A 20,769-nucleotide genomic window follows, 5' to 3' on the forward strand; every position below is an offset into this window, starting at 1 on the left:
AGCACGCTCAGGAACGACGTCTGACCACGCGCATGTTCATTTCCGAGCGAAGAGCGAAGCCCTGCGTTTCGTAGAGGGAAATGGCCGAGGTATTCGCCGCATAGGCATGCAGATAGGCCGTGTCGCCGGTGGATGCGATTTCGCCGGCGACGAAACGGAAGAGCAGGGTGCCGAGGCCGCGCCCCTGAAAATCGGCATGGGTGCAAAGCCCGCTAAGCTCGGCAAAGCCAGTCTGCCGCATCCGCTGCCCGGCCATCGCCACCAGGCGGCCCTCGCTTCTGATCCCCCAGAAGCTGCCGAGGCTCTGGGCTCGCAGGGTGAACGGCCCGGGTTTGGTCAGTGTCGCCAGCGCCAGCATGTCGGCGGCATCGGACTCCGTCAGCGGCTGGATGCGAGGATCCGAAATTCGCTCATGAGGCCGCTCGGCAACCATCTGGACCACCGATGCCTCTGTGACGACGGCTAAGCCCGGTGGAATGGCGATCGGTCCCGCCTCGACGAGGATCATGCTCTCCTCCGGCGCTGGCAGCTCCTCCAGGGCGTCGAGGCTTTCCGGCGCATCGTCGGCGGACGCCGCAAAGGGGACGATGGACGGCGGGTACCGCCGTGCCTTCTCATTGCCTTCTGCGAGATCGGCATGTGCGGTTTCCAGCGCGCTCCAGATCGGTCGGTCGAGAATATGTTTCATCATGTTTCCTCCTTGACAGGGCTGCGGCGCGCAAGCGGTGCCACCGCAAGCCCGTCCTCGATAGCGGCCAGCTGTTCGAGGATCGGTCCGTCGAGATCGCCGCAGAGATCGGCAACAGCGGCGGCGATGCGTGGCCAGATCACCTTCTTCGAATGATCGACGAGGTCCTGTCCCTTGGCGGTCAGCGAGACCAGTCTGCGACGCTGATCGTCCGGTGCCGGTTGCATGTCGACGTAACCGAGTTCGAGAAGCTGGCCGGTGGTGCGCGTTGCGCCGGGCTGGGTGATGCCCACCGCCTGCGCAAGCTCGCCGATCGTCAGCGGTCCGGCCCGGTCGATCGCCGCAAGGAACGGATATTGGCCCGCCTGAATGCTGAGCCCGGCCTCGTCGATGACCTGCTGCGTATCGGCCTGCAGCCTTTCTCCGATGCGCCGCAGCCGGCTGCCCATACATAGAAACCCGAGCGTTCGGACCACATCCTCGACCATGCCGGTCTCCATTTGTATGGGAAGTTATATAACATGTTATACATAAAGTGGCAATTCTTCTGAGCAAAGGGCCGGCAGGCGAAGCCGGGGCAGGGCGGCACGAGCAAGTGCCTCGATCAGCCCCGCCATCTCCTGGCCATCAGCAACACCGCCAGCCCACAGCTGAGCAGGCCAAGGGACAATGGCAGACCCTGATGTCCGATCAGTTGCATCGCCAGTCCTGTCGCGGGCGATCCGACGATGCCGCCGATGCCCCATACCAAGGCGAAGGCGGCGTTACCGGCGATCAGGGCCTGGCCGGTGAAACGCTCGCCGAGCAGGATCAGCGACAGGGTGTAGATCCCGAACGAGACCCCGCCCCAGACGAAAAGCAGCGGCCAGATGAGCCACGAATTGAAGGCCGACGGCAGCAGCAGACAGCTGGCGAGGCAGGCCAGGACGCAGAAGAGCATCATCCGCGTCGAGCCGAACCGTTCGGCCAAGCGCCCGAGTAAAATCTGCAATACGGCATTGCCGGCGATGAAACAGGTGATGAGCGAAGCGATGCGCTCCTCGGCGCTGCCGAGTGCTGCGCCATAGACCGCGAAGAGGGAAAGCAGGATCTGCTCGAAGGCGGCAGCGGTAAAAACGGCAAACAACAGCAGTGGTGCTAGCGCGAAGAAGCGGCCCACCGTTGTTGCCTCGCCTTCACCAGGCATGTCGGGCAGGCGTGGGACGACCGCAAGCACGATCAGGCCGCAGAGGAGGAAGGCCGCAATGCCGATCGCGAAGGGCGGCCAACCCTCCGTGCCGGTGAGCCAGAGCGACAGCGGGCCGATGGCGAAGCCGCCCGAAACGATCGATGAATAGAGACCCATGATCCGGCCCCGGCGTGGCGCCGGCGTGATCGAGATCAGCCAGGTTTCGCTGATCACGTAAAGCGGATTGGCGAAGACGCCGAGCAGGAAGCGCAGCGGCATCCAGGCCCAGACGTCCTGCGCCCAGGCAATCGTCATTAGAGTGAGCGCGGCCAGGATCGAACACAGGATCGCCAACCGCGCCCCACCCACGCGCCGTGAAAGCGCAGGAATGAAGGGCGCCGATAGGATGAAACCGAGCGGCGTCATCGCCGCCGACAAGCCGATCAGGCCCGATGTCGTCCCTTGCCGTTCCAGGATGAAGCTGAGCAGCGGATAGGTCAGCCCCTGCGCCACGGCAAACACCGTGACGGTCGCGATGATGCCCGCCATCGCGGCCCATGGGATCCGATCCACTCGCGGCGATGTCGTGCCGTGCAAGTGTCGATCCGACACGTCCGCCGGCTCCACGCAGGAAATATCGTTCACAGCAACCTCCATAGGGTTGAAGGGCCGGGGGCCTTTCACCTGAAAGAGGACGAATTCTGCAGGATAGGGTGCGCGTCGTACTTAAGCTTTCCCAAAAAGTTCTCAAAAACGTCCAAACAGACTAAACAGGTCAGCATCGAATTCTCAAAAGTCCTCACCACAGCAATTTCAGCCGGACATCATCAGGACCATCAGTAAATGACCGCCTCACCTTCCTTTCTTGGCCTTCCCGATCGCCTCGCCGATGGTCGCTTGCCCCGAGCGGTGATCTTCGCAGCCGCTCACGGCAGCACCTATCCCGGCAAGGACGGCAGCGGCTATGTCTTGGCGGCCGGCGCCATCCGCGCTGCGAGCCAGGATGATGCCGCGCTCGTCGAGCACTGGGATTTCGATCTCGGCGGTCCGCTGTTTGACCACAATCCGGTCTGCTGCGTTGACGCTGGCGACGTTCCAACCATCCTTCATGACAATGCCGGCAATCGAGCCCGGATCGAGGCGAGGACGCGCGAGGTCCTGTCAATGCCCGCAGTGCCGATCCTGCTCGGCGGCGATTGTTCCGTGACCATTCCCTTCCTCGCTGGCTTTGCGGACCACGAGCCGGTCTGGATCCTGCAGATCGACGCCCATATCGACTGGCGCGACGAGGTGCATGGCGAGCGCCACGGCTATTCGAGCCCGATGCGTCGGGCGAGCGAGATGCCGCATGTCGCCGGCATGGTCCAGGTCGGCCTCCGCAGCGTCGGCAGCGCACGCCTCGCCGACATCGAAGCGGCGCGGGCCTACGGCAGCCGCTTCGTGACCGCCCGCGAGATTCATGCCGAGGGGGCCGAAGCAGCTCTCCGGCATATTCCAGAAGGAGCGCGGGTCGTCGTCACCCTCGACTGCGACAGCCTCGATCCCGGCATCATGCCGGGCGTGGTGGCGCGTACGCCCGGCGGCCTCACCTACACTGAGGTGATCGACCTGATCGCGGGCCTCGGCAGGCGGGCCAGAATCGCAGGATTCGACCTTGTCGAGCTCTATCCTCCTGCCGACATTGACGGCCTGTCGGCCCTGACCGCCGCACGCCTTCTGGTCAATGCGGTCGGCGCCATCGTCCGGCAAGATTGAAACCCTGCTTCCTCTGGCAGCAACCAGTGCATGGTGCGGTGCGTTTTCGCTTCTAAAGCAATTCCAGGAAAAGTGCGAAGCGGTTTTCCGTCCGGAATTGCGAAAAAACAAAAAGCTAGAGCGGCCCTGCGTTTCCATTAAAAGCTGAACCGCTCTAGGCGACCTTGCCCAGACGAGGCTCCGTCCCGGCCAGTAGCCGCCGAATGTTGGTGCGATGGCGTGCAATCACGTAAATGCCGCCTGCGATCACCAGCAGACGATAGGGCAGCGGTTGTTCCAAGCCGCAGACGAGAGCGATGGCCGTCAATGCTGCCAGTATCGAACTCAGGGAAACAATCCGGAAGGCCGCCAACGTAACGCCGAAAACCGCCACAGCGCCCAAACCTACGGGCCATGACATCGCCAGCAACACGCCGAGCCCCGTGGCAACCGACTTGCCTCCCGTAAAGTTGAGCCAGACCGAACGGCCATGCCCCAACAACACGGCAAGTCCTGCGAGGCAAACAGCCCAAGGCTCTAGGCTTTGCAGGTCAAGCGCTGTCGGTGGCGTGCCCGATGAGACTGTCGAGAACCAAGGGTAAAACCAGCGGGCAAAGACGACTGCTCCCACACCTTTCAAGATGTCGACCAGAAGCACCACAAATGCAGGCCATTTGCCGAGCGTTCGCAATACATTCGTTGCCCCGGTGGATTTAGAGCCATGCTCCCGGATATCGATGCCCCTGATCAGTTTGCCCGCCAGATAGCCCGAGGGTGTGGAACCGAGGAGATAGGCGATCGTCAATCCAACTGCACCCGCCATCCAGAAAGCCATGGGAGTCACCTCGACGCTCTATTTTCAGGCAGTCATTATTTGGTCGTCACCGCAATCGGCCATTGGAACACGATTTACACTGATCGCGTCCTCGATGCCACGCGGCCTAAGCGGGCGAACAGTTCCATCCAAGCTTTAATGACTCTAGGATGCGCCTTATGCAGGGATCGCGTTTTGCCTTTGGACCATTCGTGCTTGATCCGGCTGCGGGAACGCTTCTTCGGAACGATGATCCCGTTGCCGTCGGCCACCGCGGGGTCAAGCTGCTTGCAGCGCTTGTCGGACGACCCGGCGAAATCTTGGGCAAGGCCGAGTTGATGGACGCGGCGTGGCCGGGCATATCAGTCGAGGAGGGCAACCTGACTGTCCAGATTGCGCAGCTGCGCAAGCTGCTTGGTCCGGCCGCGAACGGCGGTGAATGGATCTCCACGGTTCCGCGCATCGGCTACCGCTTCATAGGCGCCATCAACCAGCTTGGCGGCGTGAAGCGAAAAGCTTTGCCGCTGCCTGACAAACCATCGATAGCAGTGCTGCCATTTGTCAATATCAGCAACGATCCCGAGCAGGAATCCTTCGCCGACGGGCTGACGGAAGACCTGATCACCGACTTGTCCAGAATGCCGGGCCTGTTCGTCATCGCCCGCAACTCGGCCTTCGCCTACAAGGGAAAGGCGAGGGACGTAGGCGAGATCGCCGAGGAGCTCGGCGTACGCTACCTGGTGGAGGGAAGCGCAAGACGCGTAGCAGGGCACGTGCGCGTCAACGCCAAGCTGGTCGATGCGGCAAGTGGCGATCATCTATGGGCGGAACGCTTCGATCGCAGCCTCGACGATATCTTTGCCGTTCAGGACGAGGTCACCGGCAAGATCGTCGAAGCGCTGCTCGGGCGGCTGCGCGCACCGCCATCGCGCAATCGGCCCAAAAATTTAGAGGCTTACGATCTCTGCGTACGGGCGCGCAGGCTGATGGATGATACGCCGCAGGCGGCGCGGGAAGCGCATCTGATGCTGACGCGCGCGATTTCCCTCGATCCCGACTATGCCGAGGCCTATCGCTGGCTTGCCATGAACCACTGGATGGGAGAGGTTCATTCCGGCGGACCAACGCAACCCACCCGCAGCCTTGCTTTGGAGCTGGCACGCAAAGCGGTCGCGATCGATCCCAATGATGCCGGCTGCCGTTGGATTTTGGCTTACTTGCTTGCCTATGAGCGCAGCTTTGCCGAAGCGGATGCGGAATTCGCCAAGGCGATCGAGCTCGATCCGAACGAGGCCGACACCTTTGCAGCACTATCCGACATTGCTGTCCTGGCCGGGCGGGTCCGGGAGGGCCTTGAGCATATCGCCAAGGCCTTCCGGCTGAACCCGTTTCCGGCAAGTTGGTACTATCTGACGCTCGGGCAGGCGCACTATGCCGCCGGCCAATACGAAGCCGCTGTTGAGACGCTGCGCAGCGACGAGACCTATCGCACGAGCTCACGCCGTTTCCTGGCGGCAAGTCTTGCCCAACTTGGCCGGCTCGACGAGGCTCGCGCCGAGGCCGAACTGTTCCTCGTCGCCAACCCGCATTTTTCAACCCGCCACTGGGCTGCGACCGAGCCATTCCGCGACGCTCGGACGCTTGAGCATTTCATTGACGGCTACCGCAAGGCCGGTCTTCCGGAGTGATGCTACCGCGCCTCATAGACGGCCCCGGCTTAGATGGTGCCGGGCCGCGCGGAGGTGGTGAATTGGCTCGCGGAAGACAAAAAATCCTCTTCGGCGGTGGGGAGTTTTCCGTTTGGCGTCAGGTCGTCGACCGCTTTGGGAAGATCGCGCTTCAGTCGCCCCAAAATCTCTTGATGCGAAAGGCCGGTATTGGCAGCGATCTCGTTCAGAACATCTGAGCCCAGCGCTTCCGCGAGCTGGCCGTCATCGATGTCCGCATTCGGACCGGGCTTTACCCAAGACTCCGCCGTATCACCGTGACCATTCTGCTGAAACGTCTTCAGCAGATCGCCGAGACCGCCGCTGACGATACTGCCGGATGTCAATCCGCCGAGAAGGCCGCCGAGACCACCCGAACCGGCCAGTCCACCAAGAAGGCCACCAAGCCCGCCGGGCTGCGGGTTTCCCTCGCCACCCTGCTGAGGGTTCTGGATGCCCCGAAGAAGCTCTCCGATCTTGTCTCTGTTTTGGTAGCCGGCAACGGCAAGGACGGCGAGAAGCGCCTTCAATTGACCGCTCATCATGATGAATCCTCCTATGGTGCTCCAACGTGCACGCGACCCAAGGCAGAGCGCTGCATGGGCAGCAATGTCCAGAGCGGCCAAAGGTTCCGCCGGTTTGAAAACAAGGCCGCGCGGGCCGCATTCCTTCGACAATCTCGAAGGCTCGACCGCCCACCTCAATTGCCCACGCCGCGGTCAGATTTCCGGGCAGCCTCGCCGGTTTGCGAAGGTCATTCGTTCCGGTCCGCGGCGCGTCATTCCCTGCACAACGATGCTGCGGGGAGACATGCGTACGATCTGCGCCCTGCGAAGTCCTTCGCTGCGTGCGATGTCGAGAGCATCATCCGGATCGCATCCGCGCGGTCCGCGCCGATCATATCCGTCATATCGGTCACGATCGCGATTCCGATCGTAAACGCCGACGCCACCGGGGCCGACCCGCAACTCCAAGTCCTGCGCGGCCGCGATCGTCGGCGAGATCGTCAAGCCGCTTACCGCAGCCAAGCCGACCAGTACGCACTGAAGAGATTTCCGCATGAGTTCCTCCCATGATCCTATGTTTGTCGTAATGACAACATCGCCATGCGAGATTTGTTCCTTGAGGTAAGAGGGCTCGGTGCGGACGCCGAACGTGTCGTTCGTCTCATCGAAGGCGCGTCGCATGAATCCGATTCGATGCGGCGCGCTTTAAAGATCATTCGTTTCAAACAGCCATGTTCGACGCTGCCGACATCACTTCCCGAGGGGCGGGACCGCCGAACATATGGCGACCATCCTCCTCGACTTCCGTGAAACACCAGCGCACGATGCCATCCCGATCGAGCAGGAATTCGCCGACGAGTTGGCCGTGGCCGGTGGCGATCATCTGCTTGTCATCCTCGGTGATTTCATAGCCGTCCGCCTTGTCGAGGAATTCCGACGCCGCCATCGGGTCCATAGGCGCTGGAAGCTCGCCCGGCATGTCGATGCGCATCGACATCACCATGTTCATGCTGACTTTGCGCGGCCACTCATTCTCATCTTCGGTGAACTGAAGATTCGGCAGGCCGAAGGCCCTGTGCGATACCCGTTCCGGGTCCGAGGCCGCCAGCAAATTGGGAAGCGGATGGTAGCGGAAATAGAGGCGAGCGCGGTCGATCGGCGTGTTGACGATGGTCAGGCTGTCGATGCCTTTCTCCTGCAAGGCATCGGTGAGTTCAGCCATGGCGGCGATCTGCCGGCGACAGAAGGGGCAATGCAATCCGCGGAACAACCCGACGAGCACCGGCTTCTGGCCGCGAAAATCATCGATGGCGACCTTGCCCTGGCGGGTGATCGCATCCAGCACCACGTTCGGCGCGCGATCTCCCGGCTGCAATGGTCTTGCGGCGTGGTTCTCCTGCATGTTTCGTTCCTCCCTTTATCTTCTTGAATCGATTTGCCTAATCGATCTCCGGCGATCACTGCAACGAGGACAAGTCAGTCGAGAAACGGCAGGACGACGAGCGTGCCTGGATCGAGGTTGTGGCGGATGCACACATCCTGTGCCAGCGTGAAATACCGTTCCGCCTCGTCCATGTCGTCATGCTCAAGGCTGAGTGTCGCCAATCCATCATAGCACGGAAAGAGCAGTTGCGGTTCATCAATTTCCTTCGCAACCTCAAGGGCTTCTTCGTAATACTTACGAGCTAGCTTTGGCTGCCCGTGGCATTGATGAATTTGGCCCAGCACGATCAGCGGCACGGAGAGATGGTCGCGCTGATCGAGCGCCCGGTCGATTTCGACGGCCTTTTCCGCAGCCGGTACACCCTCAGCGGCGCAGCGATCGGTGAAGGTGCAGCAGGCAACTGCGAGGTTGGCGAGAAGCCGCGCCTGGAAGCCGAGATCGCCGATACGGGTCGCAAGCTCCAATCCGCGCCGGCAGATCTTGATGGCGTTGGCTGGATCAACAATCGTGTAGAGAACGCCGAGATTGGAATAGGCGCGACAGGCAGCACTTTGCAGATCGGCTTTTTCGGCGACCGAGAGGCTGCGCTCCACTTCCTGCACGGCCTCGCGGCGACGTCCTAGCCGCGCAAAGGCCGCACCCTTGGTGTTCAGCGCCTCCGCCATCGCTCGCGCTGTCTCCCGTCCGGCCTCGGTCGTCCCGTCGATCGGCAGCGTTTGCAGGCATTGAAGTGCCTGCGTCGCCCACTCGGCGGCAGCGGCCTGATCCCCCATGCGGAAGGCCAGATGGCCACGCTCCTGCAGGACATGTGCACGTTCGACCGGCGCATCGATTGTCGCGATTATCGCTTCGGCTTCGGCCAAATATGTCTCCGCTTGATCGCGGCGTCCTGCATCGAGATGCAAACGGCCGACCTTGCGCAATATCCTCGCTGCGGCAATAGGGTCGTCTTTGGTGCGGTGGATCGCAAGCGCCCGCTGATAATGGTTCAAGGCGGCGTCGCGCAGGCCGGCGGGGCCGCAGAGATCGGCAAGGCGCTCCAAGAGCGCCAGTTGTTCCGGTGTCACCTCCGCCTCGTTTGCGAAGGCCGCAAGGGCCTGACGGTAGAGGCGCATTGCATCGTCATTGGCGTAGGCCTTGCGCGCCAGATCACCCGCCGCCATCAGATAGGTGGCCCCTTTGGCCTTTTCGGGGGTCAGGCTGAAGTGATGGCCGAGCTGCGCCAGGTGCTCGGGCCGATCGGGCGCTGCGCCATATTGACGTTCCAGAGCCCGGCCGATGCGTTGATGAAGCTCCATGCGCCGTTGCAGCAGGAGATTATGGTAGATGACGTCGTGCATCAGTGTCTGGCTGAAGCGATATCCCGGCGATCCGCCGGCGTCGGGCCCGCGCAATTCCTCGATGATATTGGCATCGCAGAGATGATCCAATGCGGCATCGATGGCGGCTGGGTCGGTGGCGATGGTGCGGAGCAGGGCGGTATCGAACTTCGGGCCGACCACCGCCGCCTCTTGCGCCAGCCGTCTGATGTCCTGCGGCAGACGATCGACGCGGGCAAGCAACAGGGCTTGCAGGTTCACCGGGATATCGACGTCCGTGTCTTCCGCTGCGACATGCCAGCGCTGGCCGTCATTGTGCAACGTGCCCATGTCGATCAGCGCCCGAAGGATTTCTTCGATGAAAAGCGGATTGCCGCCGGCGCGGTCGAGGATACGCTTGCGCATCGTGACCGGCAACTTGCCTTGATCCTCGCCGAAAAACGCAGCAAGCAGCTTCTGCCCGTCGGCCGCAAACAGTGGTGCAAGACGCTGCACGGTGACGCTGACACGATTGGAGTCCAGTGGGTCGGTCTGCGATGTCGGCCGGTAGACCGCCAGCAGCATCAACCGGCTGCGCTCCAGCCGGTCCATCATGAAGCGAAGCACTTCCAGTGAGGCGGCATCCGCCCAGTGCAGATCCTCGATGACAAGCAGCAGGGGACCTTGCGCCAGCCGCCGCTCGAAGACGGTGCGGACGCCATAGAAGATCTGCCGCCGCAACTGCTCCGGCTCGATGTACCGCAAAGCGCCATCGGGATCGCCGAGACCGAGGACATGCAGAAAGAGCGGCAAAAGTCCCTCGACCTCCTCCTGCGTCAGATCGAGCGCGCGGAACCCCGTTGCCAGCAGTTGCCGCGCCCTGTCGAGATCGTCCCGCTCGCCGATGCCGTAGGCGCTACGCACGACCGCGCCGAGCGTGCCATAGGATTGTTCGCCGAGCGGAGAGCAGGTCGCTTTGCGGATGGCGAGGCCCTGGAAACGAGCGGCATTGCCGGCGATTGCGACGAATTCGTTGACCAGCCGAGACTTGCCGATGCCGGCTTCGCCGATCAGCCGGACAAGCTGCGCCGCACCGCCGCAGGCAAGGTCGAGGCATGTCAGCAACCGCGACATTTCCGTATCCCGTCCGATCATCGGTGCCTGAAGGCCGAGACTTTCGAGCCCGCGCGCCGTATGCGGCGCTTCCGACAGCCCTGTCAGCCGGTGGACAAGGACGTTGCCGCTTTTACCCCGCAAGGTCTGCGCGCCAAGACTGTCGAAGGCAAAGGCATGGCGGGTGAGGCGATAGGTCAGCGGCCCGACGAGGATATCGTTTTCGCCGGCCATGGATTGCAGGCGTTGAGCGGTGTTCACCGTGTCGCCGGTCACCGAATAGGATTTTGTACTGACCGCGCCGAAGCCGCCGGTGACGACGGGACCGCTATTGATACCGATATGCAGGCGGAGCGGCACGCCGGCGCGGGCGTGCCAGCGCTCGCCGACCTCAGTGGCCCGACCGATCATATCGAGTGCGGCCCCGAGCGCCCGGACCGGATCGTCCTCATGAGCGACCGGCGCGCCGAACAGCGCCAGCAGCGCATCGCCGACGAACTTGTCGACGAAGCCGCCATAAGCCTCGACCGCCTGGGTCATCTCTTCGAACAATTCGTTCTGCAGTACCCGCATGACTTCAGGGTCGATCTGCTCGCTCAGAGTCGTGAAGCCGCAGAGATCGGCAAAGAGCACGGTCACCGGCCGCCGGTCGGCATCGCCCTCTGATTGAGGTAGCGCCTCGATCTTCGGCTTCGATGCGGGTTGGACGTTGCCCGAAATCGACGCGCCACAGCTGGGGCAGAAGGCAAAATCGGGCTGACAAGCATTGCCGCAGGCGGCGCAGGTGATCGGTTGCCTTGCGCCGCATCGCGGACAGAAAGCAAAACCGCTCTGAATATCGAACCCGCAGCCGCTGCACTCCATCGGACGCATCTCACGAAACCCCGATGTACGGCTATTTCAGCCGCAACCAGCAGGCCTCAGACAGGGGACAAGCATGAACCTGCTGCCCCAGGCCCGCAAGTACTAAACAAGTGGCGGATCTGGCGACAGCTTCGGTAGCTTGAGAACGGTGATCTGCGGGCTGCAGCATCGCACGGCTTGCTTTTGGCGTGTTCGAACCGGCCGCTACTGCCGATCGGTGCCGGCGAGCCTCGCGACCCGGCAGTGAAGGAGCACCGGCCGGTCCGTGTCGATCATCTCTTCGATCCTGGCGTCGAGTTCGGTAGGGCTCTCGCAACGAAGGCCGACGGCGCCATAGGCTTCCGCGAGCTTGGTGAAATCGGGCAGTGAGGCCGAATAGGAGCGCGATCGACCACTGCCATCCGGCACTTGACCCCATTCTCGCGCCATGCCCGGATGCTCATCGCTCAAGATGAAGATCTTGATCGGCGCTTGATGCTGTATCGCCGTCGACAGCTCTTTCATCGTCGTTTGCACCGAAGCGTCGCCGGCAATGTCGATGACAAGGCGCCCAGGATTTGCGAGCTGCGCGCCCAGCGCGGCAGGAAGACCGAAGCCCATCGCCCCCAATCCACCTGACGTAATCCAGCGATTGGGTTTGTCGAAGCCGAAGAACTGCGCCACCCACATCTGCTGACCGATCTCCGTGGCGATGATGGGGTCGTGCGGCTTTGTCAGCGCATGCAGACGCTCCAGGGCATGTTGCGGCATGATTGCGTGGTCCAGCCGCTCGTAGGAAAACGACTGGTGGGCTCGCCAATGATCGATCTGCAACCACCACGCCCGCAACCGCTTCTGGTCGGGGACGGTGGAAAGCGACCGCCAGGCATGGATCATGTCCGCCAGCACATGCGCGGCGTCGCCCTGAATGCCGATGTCGACAAGAACGCGTTTGTTGATCGACGAGGCATCGATATCGATCTGGATCTTCTTCGAGTGAGGCGAAAACTCATGCACGCGCGAGATCGCAAGGTCGTCAAACCGCGCGCCGATGGCGATCATCAGGTCGCAGTCGGCAATTGCCATATTGGCTTCATTCGATCCGTCCTGTCCGGCGACCCGCAGCCAGTTTGGCCCGGTGGCGGGGTAGGCTCCAAGCCCCATGATGGTGGACGTTACGGGAAAGCCGGTTAGGTCGACGAACTCGCGCAACAATCGCGATGCCTCCGGTCCGGCGTTGATGATGCCGCCGCCGATATAGATGATGGGGCGTCGGGCTTCGGCCATCAATGCGACAGCCGACCGGATCGCGTTCTGATCGCCTTGCATTGCCGGCTGGTAGCTCGGCAGCGGACCTACCTTGTCAGGTGAGACGTAGATGCCGCTGGCAAACAGCACGTCCTTTGGCATGTCGACGAGAACAGGGCCGGGCCGACCGGCCGCCGCGATCCGGAAAGCCAGATGGATCGTTTTGGCCAGATCGTCGATGTGTTGGACCAGGAAATTGTGCTTTGTGCAGGGGCGGGTGATGCCGACCGTATCGCATTCCTGAAAGGCGTCCGTGCCGATCAGACTTGTCGGCACCTGGCCCGCGAGGCAGACGAGGGGAACGGAGTCCATAAGGGCATCCTGTAGCGCCGTGACCGCATTTGTAACGCCTGGTCCTGATGTCACCAGCATGACGCCGACTTTTCCCGTCGAGCGGGCATAGCCTTCGGCTGCGTGTCCGGCGCCTTGCTCATGGCGCACCAGGAAATGTTTGATGTCCTCCTGTTGGAAGATTTCGTCATAGATCGGCAGCACCGCGGCGCCTGGATAGCCGAAAATGTGTTCGACACCGTTGTCGCGCAGCGCTTGCAGAACGATCTCGCCGCCGTTCATGCGACGATCAGAGGGGTTGTTTAGAGAAGAGTTGGCTGTCTCGCCGGTCATATCTGAGTTCCGTCGTGAGTGGGGTGATGGTGCGACGGGGCATAAAAAAAGGCCCCGTCAGGGACCTGTTTTCCGCGCATGGGTGGCTATTGCCGGACGATCAGGCCGTCCTGCCCATGCGCGATATCACCACTACGAGAACCATTGCGATTTTCATGGGCGATAGAGCTAGCTCCAAATCTACACGTCGTCAACGGCGTCTCTGCGTAGATTGTATCTGTGGTTGAGAATACTGGATCGGTTGGTTGATCAGTGACGAGGCAAGGGCAGCGGGCAACCCGTTCGCAACCTATCGACAAGGCAAACTCTGCCCGTACGATCGCCACTAAGCGATTTCGACCACGTCTTCCAGTGCGCCCCGGTCAGGGTTTCCGAGCTAGCCGTTGGCGTCGGTCCCGGCGCGAACCCAAGTTCTATGAAGAGGTATGTGCGCCATCGAGGATCTGCCGCGCCTCGGCCCGCGGCGCGGCGACGGAATGACGCTTAACGAGCGAGCATTCGAGCTTCGCAATGGGATAGCGCTTGCCGGGCGTACTTTCCGGGTTGAGATGTTCGATCGCCCATTGCCCCATGGCAAGATGCGGAAGGACCGAAGTCGTCAGCGGCGGTACGAGATGTCGTGAAATTTCTTCGTCGTCATAACCCACCACCGACATGTCCTGGGGAATGCGAAGCCCTGCATCCTTGAGCGCTTCGTAGCACCCGATGGCAGTCCGGTCGTTCTGGCAGAAGATCGCGGTGGGCGGCTCTTTCAGAGCAAGCAGTTTCATCGTGGCGGCATAGCCGGCACCGGCCGACCAGTCGCCCTCAATAACCAACTCCGGATCGAAGGGTATATCGGCGGTCGCGAGCGCGCGGCGATATCCCGTCAGCCGGTCCTGCGCAGCCTGCATCCAGGTTTCGCCGGTGATCGTCGCGATGCGATGGTGCCCGTGCATGATCAGATGCCGGGTGGAGCTCTGGCCTCCGGCGATCTCGCTCGGCACCACGGCGGGAAAGGCATGGTCCGCCGTATAACAGTTCAGCAGGACCGTCGGAATGTTGAGCTCGCAGACATAGGAGGGAAGCTCTACCTGGCGGGTATAGATTGTCATATAAATGAGCGCCGATATGCCTCCGCTCGTCAAAGCCTCGATGGCCTTCGGCTCCATGACCGGATCACTGAGCGTCTGGGCTACCAAAAGGACATTGCCGGCGTTCCAGGAGGCTTGCCGCGCGCCTTCGATCGCAACGATCGCTTCCGGGCTGGTGGCGAGTTGATCGACGGCGAAACCGATGATGTTGTCCAGTCCCGAATAAGAGGCCTTCGTCGCATAGGTCTTCTCCATGTAGCCGAGCGCATGCGCCGCCTCCCATACGCGATCGCGCGTCTGCTGGGAGATACGGGTGCCGGGCGTGTCGTTGAGGACGAAGGAGACGGCCGCCTGCGAGCAGCCAGCCGCCGCGGCGATGTCCATCATCGTCACGCGCACAGGCTTATTCCTCTTTTGGGTCTTGGGTTTTCGCATTCGTGGAAACTGTCTCTGCTTCAGATAATGGGGGTAGGGTGATTGATTGTCGTTTTCTGATAATAATATTAGCATCTATCTGAAAGCGTTGGCAATTGCATGAATTGCTTCAACACCACCGGTTATTGGCAGCTTCCAGTACGAAATTGCAGCCCTGACCACTGGGCGATGAAATGTTTGGATCTGCATTGATAATACTATTTACTAATTAAAATTCTTGTATACCGTCAGGGAGCGATCGGAACCTATGCCACTCGTCGCTTTGCGACGGCCCTGGGAGGGGGCGCATCCGGCCGGCCGTAAATCGGAAACGGGCCCGTGCAACTGCGGCCCCTCGGGAGGTGTATTATGAAACAGCTGAAACGCAATGCAGCCTTGTTTTTCGCCGGGTTGATGCTGAGCGCGGCGCCGATTGCCGTATCGCATGCTGCCGATAAACCGACACTTGCATTCGTCGTCAACGGCGCATCCGACTTCTGGAAAGCCGCAGAGGCGGGCGTGAAGAAGGCGCAGGGCGAGATGCCAGACTACCAGATGGAGCTGAAGTACCCTGAGCAGGCATCTGTCGCCGTTCAGCAACGCCTTATGGAAGACTTGGTCAGTGCCGGCGTCAAGGGGGTCATGGTCTCCGCGGTCGATCCCAAGACCCAGACGGACGGCTTGAACAAGATCGGCTCGCAGACTGCTCTCTTCACGACCGATAGTGACGCGCCGCAGACCAACCGCGTCGCCTATATCGGCTCGTCGAATATCGACGCCGGCATGCAGGCGGCCGAAATCGCCAAGAAAGCGATGCCTGACGGCGGCAAATGCATCGGCTTCGTCGGCCTGCTGGGCGCCGATAATGCCAAAGAACGTATCCAGGGCATGAAGGACGGCCTGAAGGGCACGAAGATCGAGCTGACAGATGTCCGCGGCGACGATATCGACCAGACGCGCGCAAAGAAGAATGTCGAGGACGCGCTGGTGGCCAGCCCCGACGTCACCTGCATGGTCGGCTTCTACTCCTACAATACGCCGCGCATCTATGAGGCGCTGCGTGACGCCGGCAAACTCGGCCAGATCACCGTCGTCGGCTTTGATGACGATCCGATCACGCTCGGCGGCGTCAAGGAAGGCACGATCGCAGCGACCGTCGTGCAGCAGCCGTTCGAATGGGCCTATCAGGGTATGAAGCTGATGGCGGCCTACCTCAAGGGCGACAAATCAGGCGTTCCCAGCAACGGCTTGATCATCATCCCGACGGTGATCATCGGCAAGGATGACGTTGACAAGTATGCCGCCAGCCTGAAGGCTATGTCTGGAAAATAACTCTCCTTCGCGGCGGCGGCACTTGCCGCTGCCGCGACAGACGTGTCATGCCGACACAGCATTAGTTGCCATGGACAGGCGATGAACCACAGCTCCGACATCCCGTCACCGGACCCGCTTGCAACGCCGTTCCTTTCGCTTTCCGGCGTTGGCAAGACCTATCCGGGCGTCGTTGCGCTTGAGGGCCTGTCGATCGACATCATGCCAGGAGAGGTCATCGGCCTCGTCGGCGAGAACGGAGCTGGAAAATCGACGCTGATGAAGATTCTTGGCGGCGTGATCGCACCAGACCGAGGCACGATCCTACTCGACGGCACAGAGCTTCGTTTCCTCACCGTGGAATCGAGCATCGCATCCGGCATCGCCTTCGTGCACCAAGAACTCAATCTCTTTGAGAATCTCGACGTTGCTGCCAATATCTTCCTGGGCCGCGAACCGCTGAAGGCGGGACCTTTCAAGCTCGTCGATCGCGATCGACTGCGAGACATGGTGAAGCCGCTCTTGAAGCGGGTAGGGGCGCATTTTTCCGCCGACACGCCCGTGGCATCGCTTTCCCTTGCCGAGCAGCAGATGGTGGAGATCGCCAAGGCGCTGTCCATCAACGCCAGGCTCGTCATCTTCGACGAACCCACGTCCAGCCTGCCGCTGGCCGAAACCGAGCGGCTCCTGAGCATCATCAAATCGCTGAAAGCCGATGGCATCAGTGTAATTTTCATCTCGCATCGCCTTCACGAGGTTGAGCGGGTGGCAGACCGGGTCGTAGTCCTGCGCGACGGCACGCTTGTGGGCACGCTCGCCAAGAAAGACATCGGCCACGACCAGATGGTCAAGCTGATGATCGGCCGGGTGCTTGCGGCCCGGACCGCAAAACCGCAGCGCTCGCCCGGCTCGGTTGCGCTGAAGGCAAGCGGCGTGCGCACCGAGGCCTATCCCGCCCGTCCCGTTGATCTGGAAATCCGGTATGGAGAAATCATGGGGCTTGCAGGGCTCGTTGGGTCGGGCCGCACCGAGCTTGCAAAAGTACTCTTCGGCATCGACCGGAGCTACGGCGGAGCCATTCTGCAGGACGGGCGGCAAATTGCGGTCAGCTCTGCCCGGGACGCCGTCGCTCGTGGCATTTTCCTGGTACCGGAGGATCGCAAGCGCAACGGCATACTTCTTGATTTCCCGATCGCCCAGAACATAACTCTTGCCGATCTCCCCAAGCTCTCCAGCCGCTTCATGCTTTCTGCCGAGCGGGAGAGGGCGGCCGCCGAAAAGCAGCGCGTTCGCCTTGGTATCAAGGCGCCCTCCGTTTCGACGCGAACCGGCACTCTGTCCGGCGGCAACCAGCAGAAGGTGGTGCTTGCCAAATGGTTGTCGATGAACCCGAAGGTGATGATCTTCGACGAGCCGACACGCGGCATCGATATCGGCGCGAAGAACGAGATCTACGGCCTGATGCGAGCGCTTGCCGATGCCGGAGTGGCGATCCTGATGATATCAAGCGACATGGAAGAGGTGATCGGGGTTTCCGACCGCATCGCCGTCATGCACGAGGGCCAGATCGCAGACATATTGGAAGAGGACGAAATCAGCCAGGAAAGCGTCCTTTTGCTTGCTGTCGGCAAAAGGGTAAAATAGCGGCTGCGGCCCATATAAATAAGTATCGGGGATGAATCTCGAATGGTCAAAAAAGATCTCGGACTGCTGCTTTTGATCGTCGTCGTCGGCATTGTCGTCGCCATCATCAATCCGCGCTTCCTGCTGCCGATCAACCTGGCCAACACCGCCAACTTGATCGGCCTGTTCGGCATCCTGTCGATCGGTCAAGCCTTTGTCATCATTACAGGCGGTATCGAGCTTTCCGTGGGCTCGCTCGTAGCACTTCTCGGTGTGCTGTTCGTCGATTTCATCGCGGTCCAGGATATGTCATGGATGCTGGCGCTGCCGTTCATTCTCGCGCTCGGCGCGGTCATAGGCGCCGTCCACGGCTGGCTGATCACCCGGCTCAACCTGCAGCCCTTCGTCGTCACCCTCTGCGGCCTCCTGATCTATCGTGGGGCAGCGCGCTTCTATACGGCCGACGGAACGGCGGGCTTTGCTTTCGGCCAAAATTTCCCTGACCTCGAATTCCTGACCGCCGGACGGTTTTACGGCGTTCCCAACACCTTCATCGCACTCGTCATCATTGCCGTGGTCATGTGGATCATGCTGCATCGCTCTGTCTTCGGACGTTATCTATACGCGATCGGGAAGAACGAGGAGGCGGCCCGTTATTCCGGTATCCGTACCGGCCGCATGATCATGTCGGCCTATGTCATTTGCGGGCTGCTGACGGCGCTTTCGGCGATTTATTTCGCCATGTACACACGCTCGATCTCGCCGGCGAGCCATGGCCAGTTCTACGAACTCTACGCGATTGCGGCTGCCGTACTCGGCGGCTTTTCGCTCCGCGGCGGCGAGGGGTCGATCGTCGGCGTCGTGCTGGGCACGGTCCTGCTCCAGGAGTTGCAGAATCTCGTGAATCTACTGGGTATACCCTCGTCGTTGAATTTCGCTGTCATGGGTGGCGTCATCCTCATCGGCGTCCTGATCGACCAACAATGGCACGCGATCCGTGCAAAGCGCCGCCTTGTCTTTGCTGCCCGGCAGACCGAAACCCGTCTTTCGAACGAAGGCAGTTTGCCAGTGGTTGCCAATCAGGACTAGGTCAGTGGATGGGGCCATGCGTGTCGTGATCTTGCCCCGTTGAGACAATCCGTTTCAGGAGGGCAGCATCCGGCCACCCGTCAGCGAGTGATCTTGCGGCGTTCATCCATATCGATCTGGGAGTAGGTGCGCTTCATGTCTCGTTCCTTGCAGGGATAAACCGTTGTTATCTATTGCAAGTCGCACTTCATCCTTGAACCCACCCGGCTACACATATTGTGGCGGGGAAGTTGGAATGTCCGTTTGTGTGCAAAGTAGAAGTGTCACTTTGGGCGCGTCTTCAGCCATTTGCAAATGCGTCACTCGGCATGTCCACTTGCGCTGAGGCAAGCCCCCGACCGGACCGGCTGGACCCGGTTGCAAGGGAAGGGAGGGGCGGGTGAGATGCTCCCCATCGGCTTTAGCTTTGACAGTTGGAGCAGCCAGTCATTCCGCCGCATCGAGGTCAGAGAGTGCTTGTCGCCGTCGGGCAATGACGGCGGGATCGTTCATGAAATCCGTCTTCCGACCCGGCTTGCGGCCCCGCGGCGTGTAGCCATTCTTCTCGCTGTTGGTCCTGACCTTGGGCGCCGGCGGTTGCTCCTGACGCTCCTTGATATAGGCCAGGACATCGCCGAGCCGCTTGTTCTCGGTGATCGCCGCATGCGTCACCCGCTGGTCCTTGTCGAACGTCTTGTAGGGCAGGGAATGACCTTTCCAGCGCACGTCCAGCCGGCCATCGGCATAGGCGTAGGTCTCGACATAGCGACCCGCCAAACCGCGCGTCACCTCGCTCTCCTCCAGCATGATCCGCTGGCGCTCAAACGAAAACGTCAACTGCGATCCGACATAGCGCTGCTCGCGCTTGCACAGAATCTCGCTGAGCCGATCCGGCGCCAGATTCATCGGCCGGTGCAGATTATCGGACCGGGCAGGGACAATCGCAAACCGGGCATTGTAGTCCTCCATGAAACCGGACAGGAAAGCGTTGCCGTCGTCCATGCCGGAAATCCCCGCCAGCCGCAGTTCCTTGACCAGTCGATCCTGCAACGTCCGGTTCATCCGCTCGACACGACCCTTCGCCTGGCTCGAATTTGCGCAAAGAATCTCGATGTTTAGCTCACAAAGCGCCCGCCCGAACTGGGTCATGCCCTGGCCACCCTTGGCCTCCTTCTTCGCCACCCGGAACACCGAATGCTTGTCGGAGTAGAAAGCCACAGGCGCGCCGTGACGCTTGAGGTAAAGCGCCAGCGCCTCGAAATAGCTGAAGGCGCTTTCCGAGCGCACGAACCGCAACTGCATCAGCTTGCCCGTCGCATCGTCGACGAACACCAGCAGCGAGCATGGATCACCGCGGTCCTCGAACCAGCGATGCTCGGACCCGTCAATCTGCACCAACTCGCCATAGGCTTCACGCCGCAAGCGCGGCTGATGAAACGTCCGCCGCTGCTTGCGCGAGAGCCACAGGCCCGCATCCACCATCCAGCTGCGCAACGTCTCACGCGACACCCGCAACCCATCGCGCTCGGCAAGCTTCTCGGCCGCCAAGGTTGGTCCGAAGTCTGCATAGCGTTCGCGAACCAACGTCACGGCGTAATCCCGAACACCGTCGCTGATCCGGTTGTTCGACGGTCGGCCGATCGCCTTGTGCCGGATCGACGCCGCACCACCCGTGTTGATCCGCTCCAGCAGACGACGCACCTGGCGCGTACTCAGATCAAGCACATGTGCCGCCGACGCCATCGTCATCCGGCCGGCGATCACTTTCGATAGAATCTCGATCCGCTGCAGATCACGCTCGCTCATCGCAATCAGTCCCATCCGCAATCTCCCAGGTCATCAAACAAGGGGAGAGTGACATTCCAACTTTGCAGAAACAGGACACTTTAACTTTGCGGCTACACAACTTGTCAAAGCTGAATAGCGCTGCGACTTCGCCAGCCAGTTAGAAACGCGACACTAGCACCGTCGGTCAGCCCCCGATCCGGCCGGCTGGGCCGGGTTGAAAGGGCGGAGCGGGGGCGGGTGATGACA

16 protein-coding genes are annotated in these 20,769 nt (G+C 61.2%); 5 read left to right on the forward strand and 11 right to left on the reverse strand.

Annotation, left to right across the window (positions count from 1 at the left end; translation table 11 throughout):
• Positions 1-7: 7 nt before the first annotated feature.
• The 3 genes from ACM5SV_RS31435 to ACM5SV_RS31445 form a co-directional block, all read right to left on the reverse strand.
• Positions 8-688, reverse strand: coding sequence for a GNAT family N-acetyltransferase (locus ACM5SV_RS31435; RefSeq protein ID WP_128406993.1), 681 nt, complete (start codon positions 686-688; stop codon positions 8-10).
• A complete protein-coding gene (locus ACM5SV_RS31440) occupies positions 688-1,176 on the reverse strand; it encodes a MarR family winged helix-turn-helix transcriptional regulator (RefSeq protein WP_012757463.1) in 489 nt (162 codons plus the stop codon). The genes ACM5SV_RS31435 and ACM5SV_RS31440 overlap by 1 nt, the downstream gene beginning before the upstream one ends.
• A gap of 116 nt (positions 1,177-1,292) precedes the next feature.
• Complete coding sequence (locus tag ACM5SV_RS31445) at positions 1,293-2,513, reverse strand: MFS transporter (RefSeq protein WP_113545083.1); 1,221 nt, start codon at positions 2,511-2,513, stop codon at positions 1,293-1,295.
• A 186-nt stretch (positions 2,514-2,699) separates the two neighbouring features.
• Between ACM5SV_RS31445 and ACM5SV_RS31450 the strand changes: the two genes are divergently transcribed.
• The gene (locus ACM5SV_RS31450) at positions 2,700-3,611 is read left to right on the forward strand and encodes an agmatinase (protein ID WP_113545082.1); all 912 of its coding nucleotides are present in this window, start codon (positions 2,700-2,702) and stop codon (positions 3,609-3,611) included.
• Between the two features lie 154 nt (positions 3,612-3,765).
• Here the strand turns inward: ACM5SV_RS31450 and plsY are convergent, their stop codons facing one another.
• Complete coding sequence (gene plsY / locus ACM5SV_RS31455) at positions 3,766-4,425, reverse strand: glycerol-3-phosphate 1-O-acyltransferase PlsY (RefSeq protein ID WP_017994081.1); 660 nt, start codon at positions 4,423-4,425, stop codon at positions 3,766-3,768.
• Between the two features lie 158 nt (positions 4,426-4,583).
• Between plsY and ACM5SV_RS31460 the strand changes: the two genes are divergently transcribed.
• Positions 4,584-6,092: a winged helix-turn-helix domain-containing tetratricopeptide repeat protein gene (locus tag ACM5SV_RS31460; protein WP_113545081.1), complete on the forward strand. Its 1,509-nt coding sequence runs from the start codon at positions 4,584-4,586 to the stop codon at positions 6,090-6,092.
• 29 nt (positions 6,093-6,121) lie between these two features.
• On the opposite strand, the gene ACM5SV_RS31465 is transcribed toward ACM5SV_RS31460, so the two are convergent.
• The 6 genes from ACM5SV_RS31465 to ACM5SV_RS31490 all read right to left on the reverse strand — a co-directional run bounded on the left by ACM5SV_RS31465 (position 6,122) and on the right by ACM5SV_RS31490 (position 14,754).
• Positions 6,122-6,655 carry a YidB family protein gene (locus tag ACM5SV_RS31465; protein WP_113545080.1) on the reverse strand — a complete coding sequence of 178 codons (534 nt, stop codon included), beginning with the start codon at positions 6,653-6,655 and terminating at the stop codon, positions 6,122-6,124.
• Between the two features lie 174 nt (positions 6,656-6,829).
• Entirely contained in the window at positions 6,830-7,171 is a 342-nt protein-coding gene (locus tag ACM5SV_RS31470) for a hypothetical protein (protein WP_222017589.1), read from the reverse strand.
• A gap of 166 nt (positions 7,172-7,337) precedes the next feature.
• On the reverse strand, positions 7,338-8,018 hold the full coding sequence (locus ACM5SV_RS31475; protein WP_113545079.1) for a peroxiredoxin-like family protein: 681 nt from the start codon (positions 8,016-8,018) through the stop codon (positions 7,338-7,340).
• A 74-nt stretch (positions 8,019-8,092) separates the two neighbouring features.
• Positions 8,093-11,335 carry an adenylate/guanylate cyclase domain-containing protein gene (locus ACM5SV_RS31480; RefSeq protein ID WP_222017591.1) on the reverse strand — a complete coding sequence of 1,081 codons (3,243 nt, stop codon included), beginning with the start codon at positions 11,333-11,335 and terminating at the stop codon, positions 8,093-8,095.
• Between the two features lie 204 nt (positions 11,336-11,539).
• Positions 11,540-13,246 carry a biosynthetic-type acetolactate synthase large subunit gene (ilvB, locus tag ACM5SV_RS31485; protein WP_222017593.1) on the reverse strand — a complete coding sequence of 569 codons (1,707 nt, stop codon included), beginning with the start codon at positions 13,244-13,246 and terminating at the stop codon, positions 11,540-11,542.
• 413 nt (positions 13,247-13,659) lie between these two features.
• A complete protein-coding gene (locus tag ACM5SV_RS31490) occupies positions 13,660-14,754 on the reverse strand; it encodes a LacI family DNA-binding transcriptional regulator (protein WP_222017595.1) in 1,095 nt (364 codons plus the stop codon).
• A gap of 348 nt (positions 14,755-15,102) precedes the next feature.
• On the opposite strand from ACM5SV_RS31490, the gene ACM5SV_RS31495 reads away from it, so the two are divergent.
• The 3 genes from ACM5SV_RS31495 (at position 15,103) to ACM5SV_RS31505 (ending at position 18,756) form a co-directional block, all read left to right on the forward strand.
• A complete protein-coding gene (locus tag ACM5SV_RS31495; protein ID WP_012757474.1) occupies positions 15,103-16,065 on the forward strand; it encodes a sugar-binding protein in 963 nt (320 codons plus the stop codon).
• Positions 16,066-16,146: 81 nt separating this feature from the next.
• Positions 16,147-17,688: a sugar ABC transporter ATP-binding protein gene (locus ACM5SV_RS31500; RefSeq protein ID WP_222017596.1), complete on the forward strand. Its 1,542-nt coding sequence runs from the start codon at positions 16,147-16,149 to the stop codon at positions 17,686-17,688.
• 42 nt (positions 17,689-17,730) lie between these two features.
• Positions 17,731-18,756 (forward strand): ABC transporter permease, encoded by a 1,026-nt coding sequence (locus tag ACM5SV_RS31505; RefSeq protein ID WP_012760104.1) that lies wholly within the window; start codon positions 17,731-17,733, stop codon positions 18,754-18,756.
• A gap of 426 nt (positions 18,757-19,182) precedes the next feature.
• Here ACM5SV_RS31505 and ACM5SV_RS31510 read toward each other — a convergent pair whose 3' ends face one another.
• The gene (locus ACM5SV_RS31510; RefSeq protein WP_222017598.1) at positions 19,183-20,556 is read right to left on the reverse strand and encodes an ISNCY family transposase; all 1,374 of its coding nucleotides are present in this window, start codon (positions 20,554-20,556) and stop codon (positions 19,183-19,185) included.
• Between the last annotated feature and the right edge of the window lie 213 nt (positions 20,557-20,769).

Origin of the sequence: Rhizobium sp. CRRU65 (assembly GCF_048551595.1) — a bacterium.
Taxonomy (GTDB): Bacteria; Pseudomonadota; Alphaproteobacteria; order Rhizobiales; family Rhizobiaceae; genus Rhizobium; species Rhizobium leguminosarum_J.

Excerpts from the sequence above, each read along its gene's own strand:
- ACM5SV_RS31500 (WP_222017596.1), top strand. The coding sequence starts at position 16,147 with ATGAACCACAGCTCCGACATCCCGTCACCGGACCCGCTTGCAACGCCG.
- ACM5SV_RS31435 (WP_128406993.1), bottom strand. The coding sequence starts at position 688 with ATGAAACATATTCTCGACCGACCGATCTGGAGCGCGCTGGAAACCGCA.
- ACM5SV_RS31480 (WP_222017591.1), bottom strand. The coding sequence starts at position 11,335 with ATGGAGTGCAGCGGCTGCGGGTTCGATATTCAGAGCGGTTTTGCTTTC.
- ACM5SV_RS31445 (WP_113545083.1), bottom strand. The coding sequence starts at position 2,513 with ATGGAGGTTGCTGTGAACGATATTTCCTGCGTGGAGCCGGCGGACGTG.
- ACM5SV_RS31495 (WP_012757474.1), top strand. The coding sequence starts at position 15,103 with ATGAAACAGCTGAAACGCAATGCAGCCTTGTTTTTCGCCGGGTTGATG.
- ACM5SV_RS31475 (WP_113545079.1), bottom strand. The coding sequence starts at position 8,018 with ATGCAGGAGAACCACGCCGCAAGACCATTGCAGCCGGGAGATCGCGCG.
- ACM5SV_RS31465 (WP_113545080.1), bottom strand. The coding sequence starts at position 6,655 with ATGATGAGCGGTCAATTGAAGGCGCTTCTCGCCGTCCTTGCCGTTGCC.
- plsY (WP_017994081.1), bottom strand. The coding sequence starts at position 4,425 with ATGGCTTTCTGGATGGCGGGTGCAGTTGGATTGACGATCGCCTATCTC.
- ACM5SV_RS31490 (WP_222017595.1), bottom strand. The coding sequence starts at position 14,754 with ATGCGAAAACCCAAGACCCAAAAGAGGAATAAGCCTGTGCGCGTGACG.
- ACM5SV_RS31510 (WP_222017598.1), bottom strand. The coding sequence starts at position 20,556 with ATGGGACTGATTGCGATGAGCGAGCGTGATCTGCAGCGGATCGAGATT.
- ACM5SV_RS31440 (WP_012757463.1), bottom strand. The coding sequence starts at position 1,176 with ATGGTCGAGGATGTGGTCCGAACGCTCGGGTTTCTATGTATGGGCAGC.
- ACM5SV_RS31470 (WP_222017589.1), bottom strand. The coding sequence starts at position 7,171 with ATGCGGAAATCTCTTCAGTGCGTACTGGTCGGCTTGGCTGCGGTAAGC.
- ACM5SV_RS31460 (WP_113545081.1), top strand. The coding sequence starts at position 4,584 with ATGCAGGGATCGCGTTTTGCCTTTGGACCATTCGTGCTTGATCCGGCT.
- ACM5SV_RS31450 (WP_113545082.1), top strand. The coding sequence starts at position 2,700 with ATGACCGCCTCACCTTCCTTTCTTGGCCTTCCCGATCGCCTCGCCGAT.
- ilvB (WP_222017593.1), bottom strand. The coding sequence starts at position 13,246 with ATGACCGGCGAGACAGCCAACTCTTCTCTAAACAACCCCTCTGATCGT.
- ACM5SV_RS31505 (WP_012760104.1), top strand. The coding sequence starts at position 17,731 with ATGGTCAAAAAAGATCTCGGACTGCTGCTTTTGATCGTCGTCGTCGGC.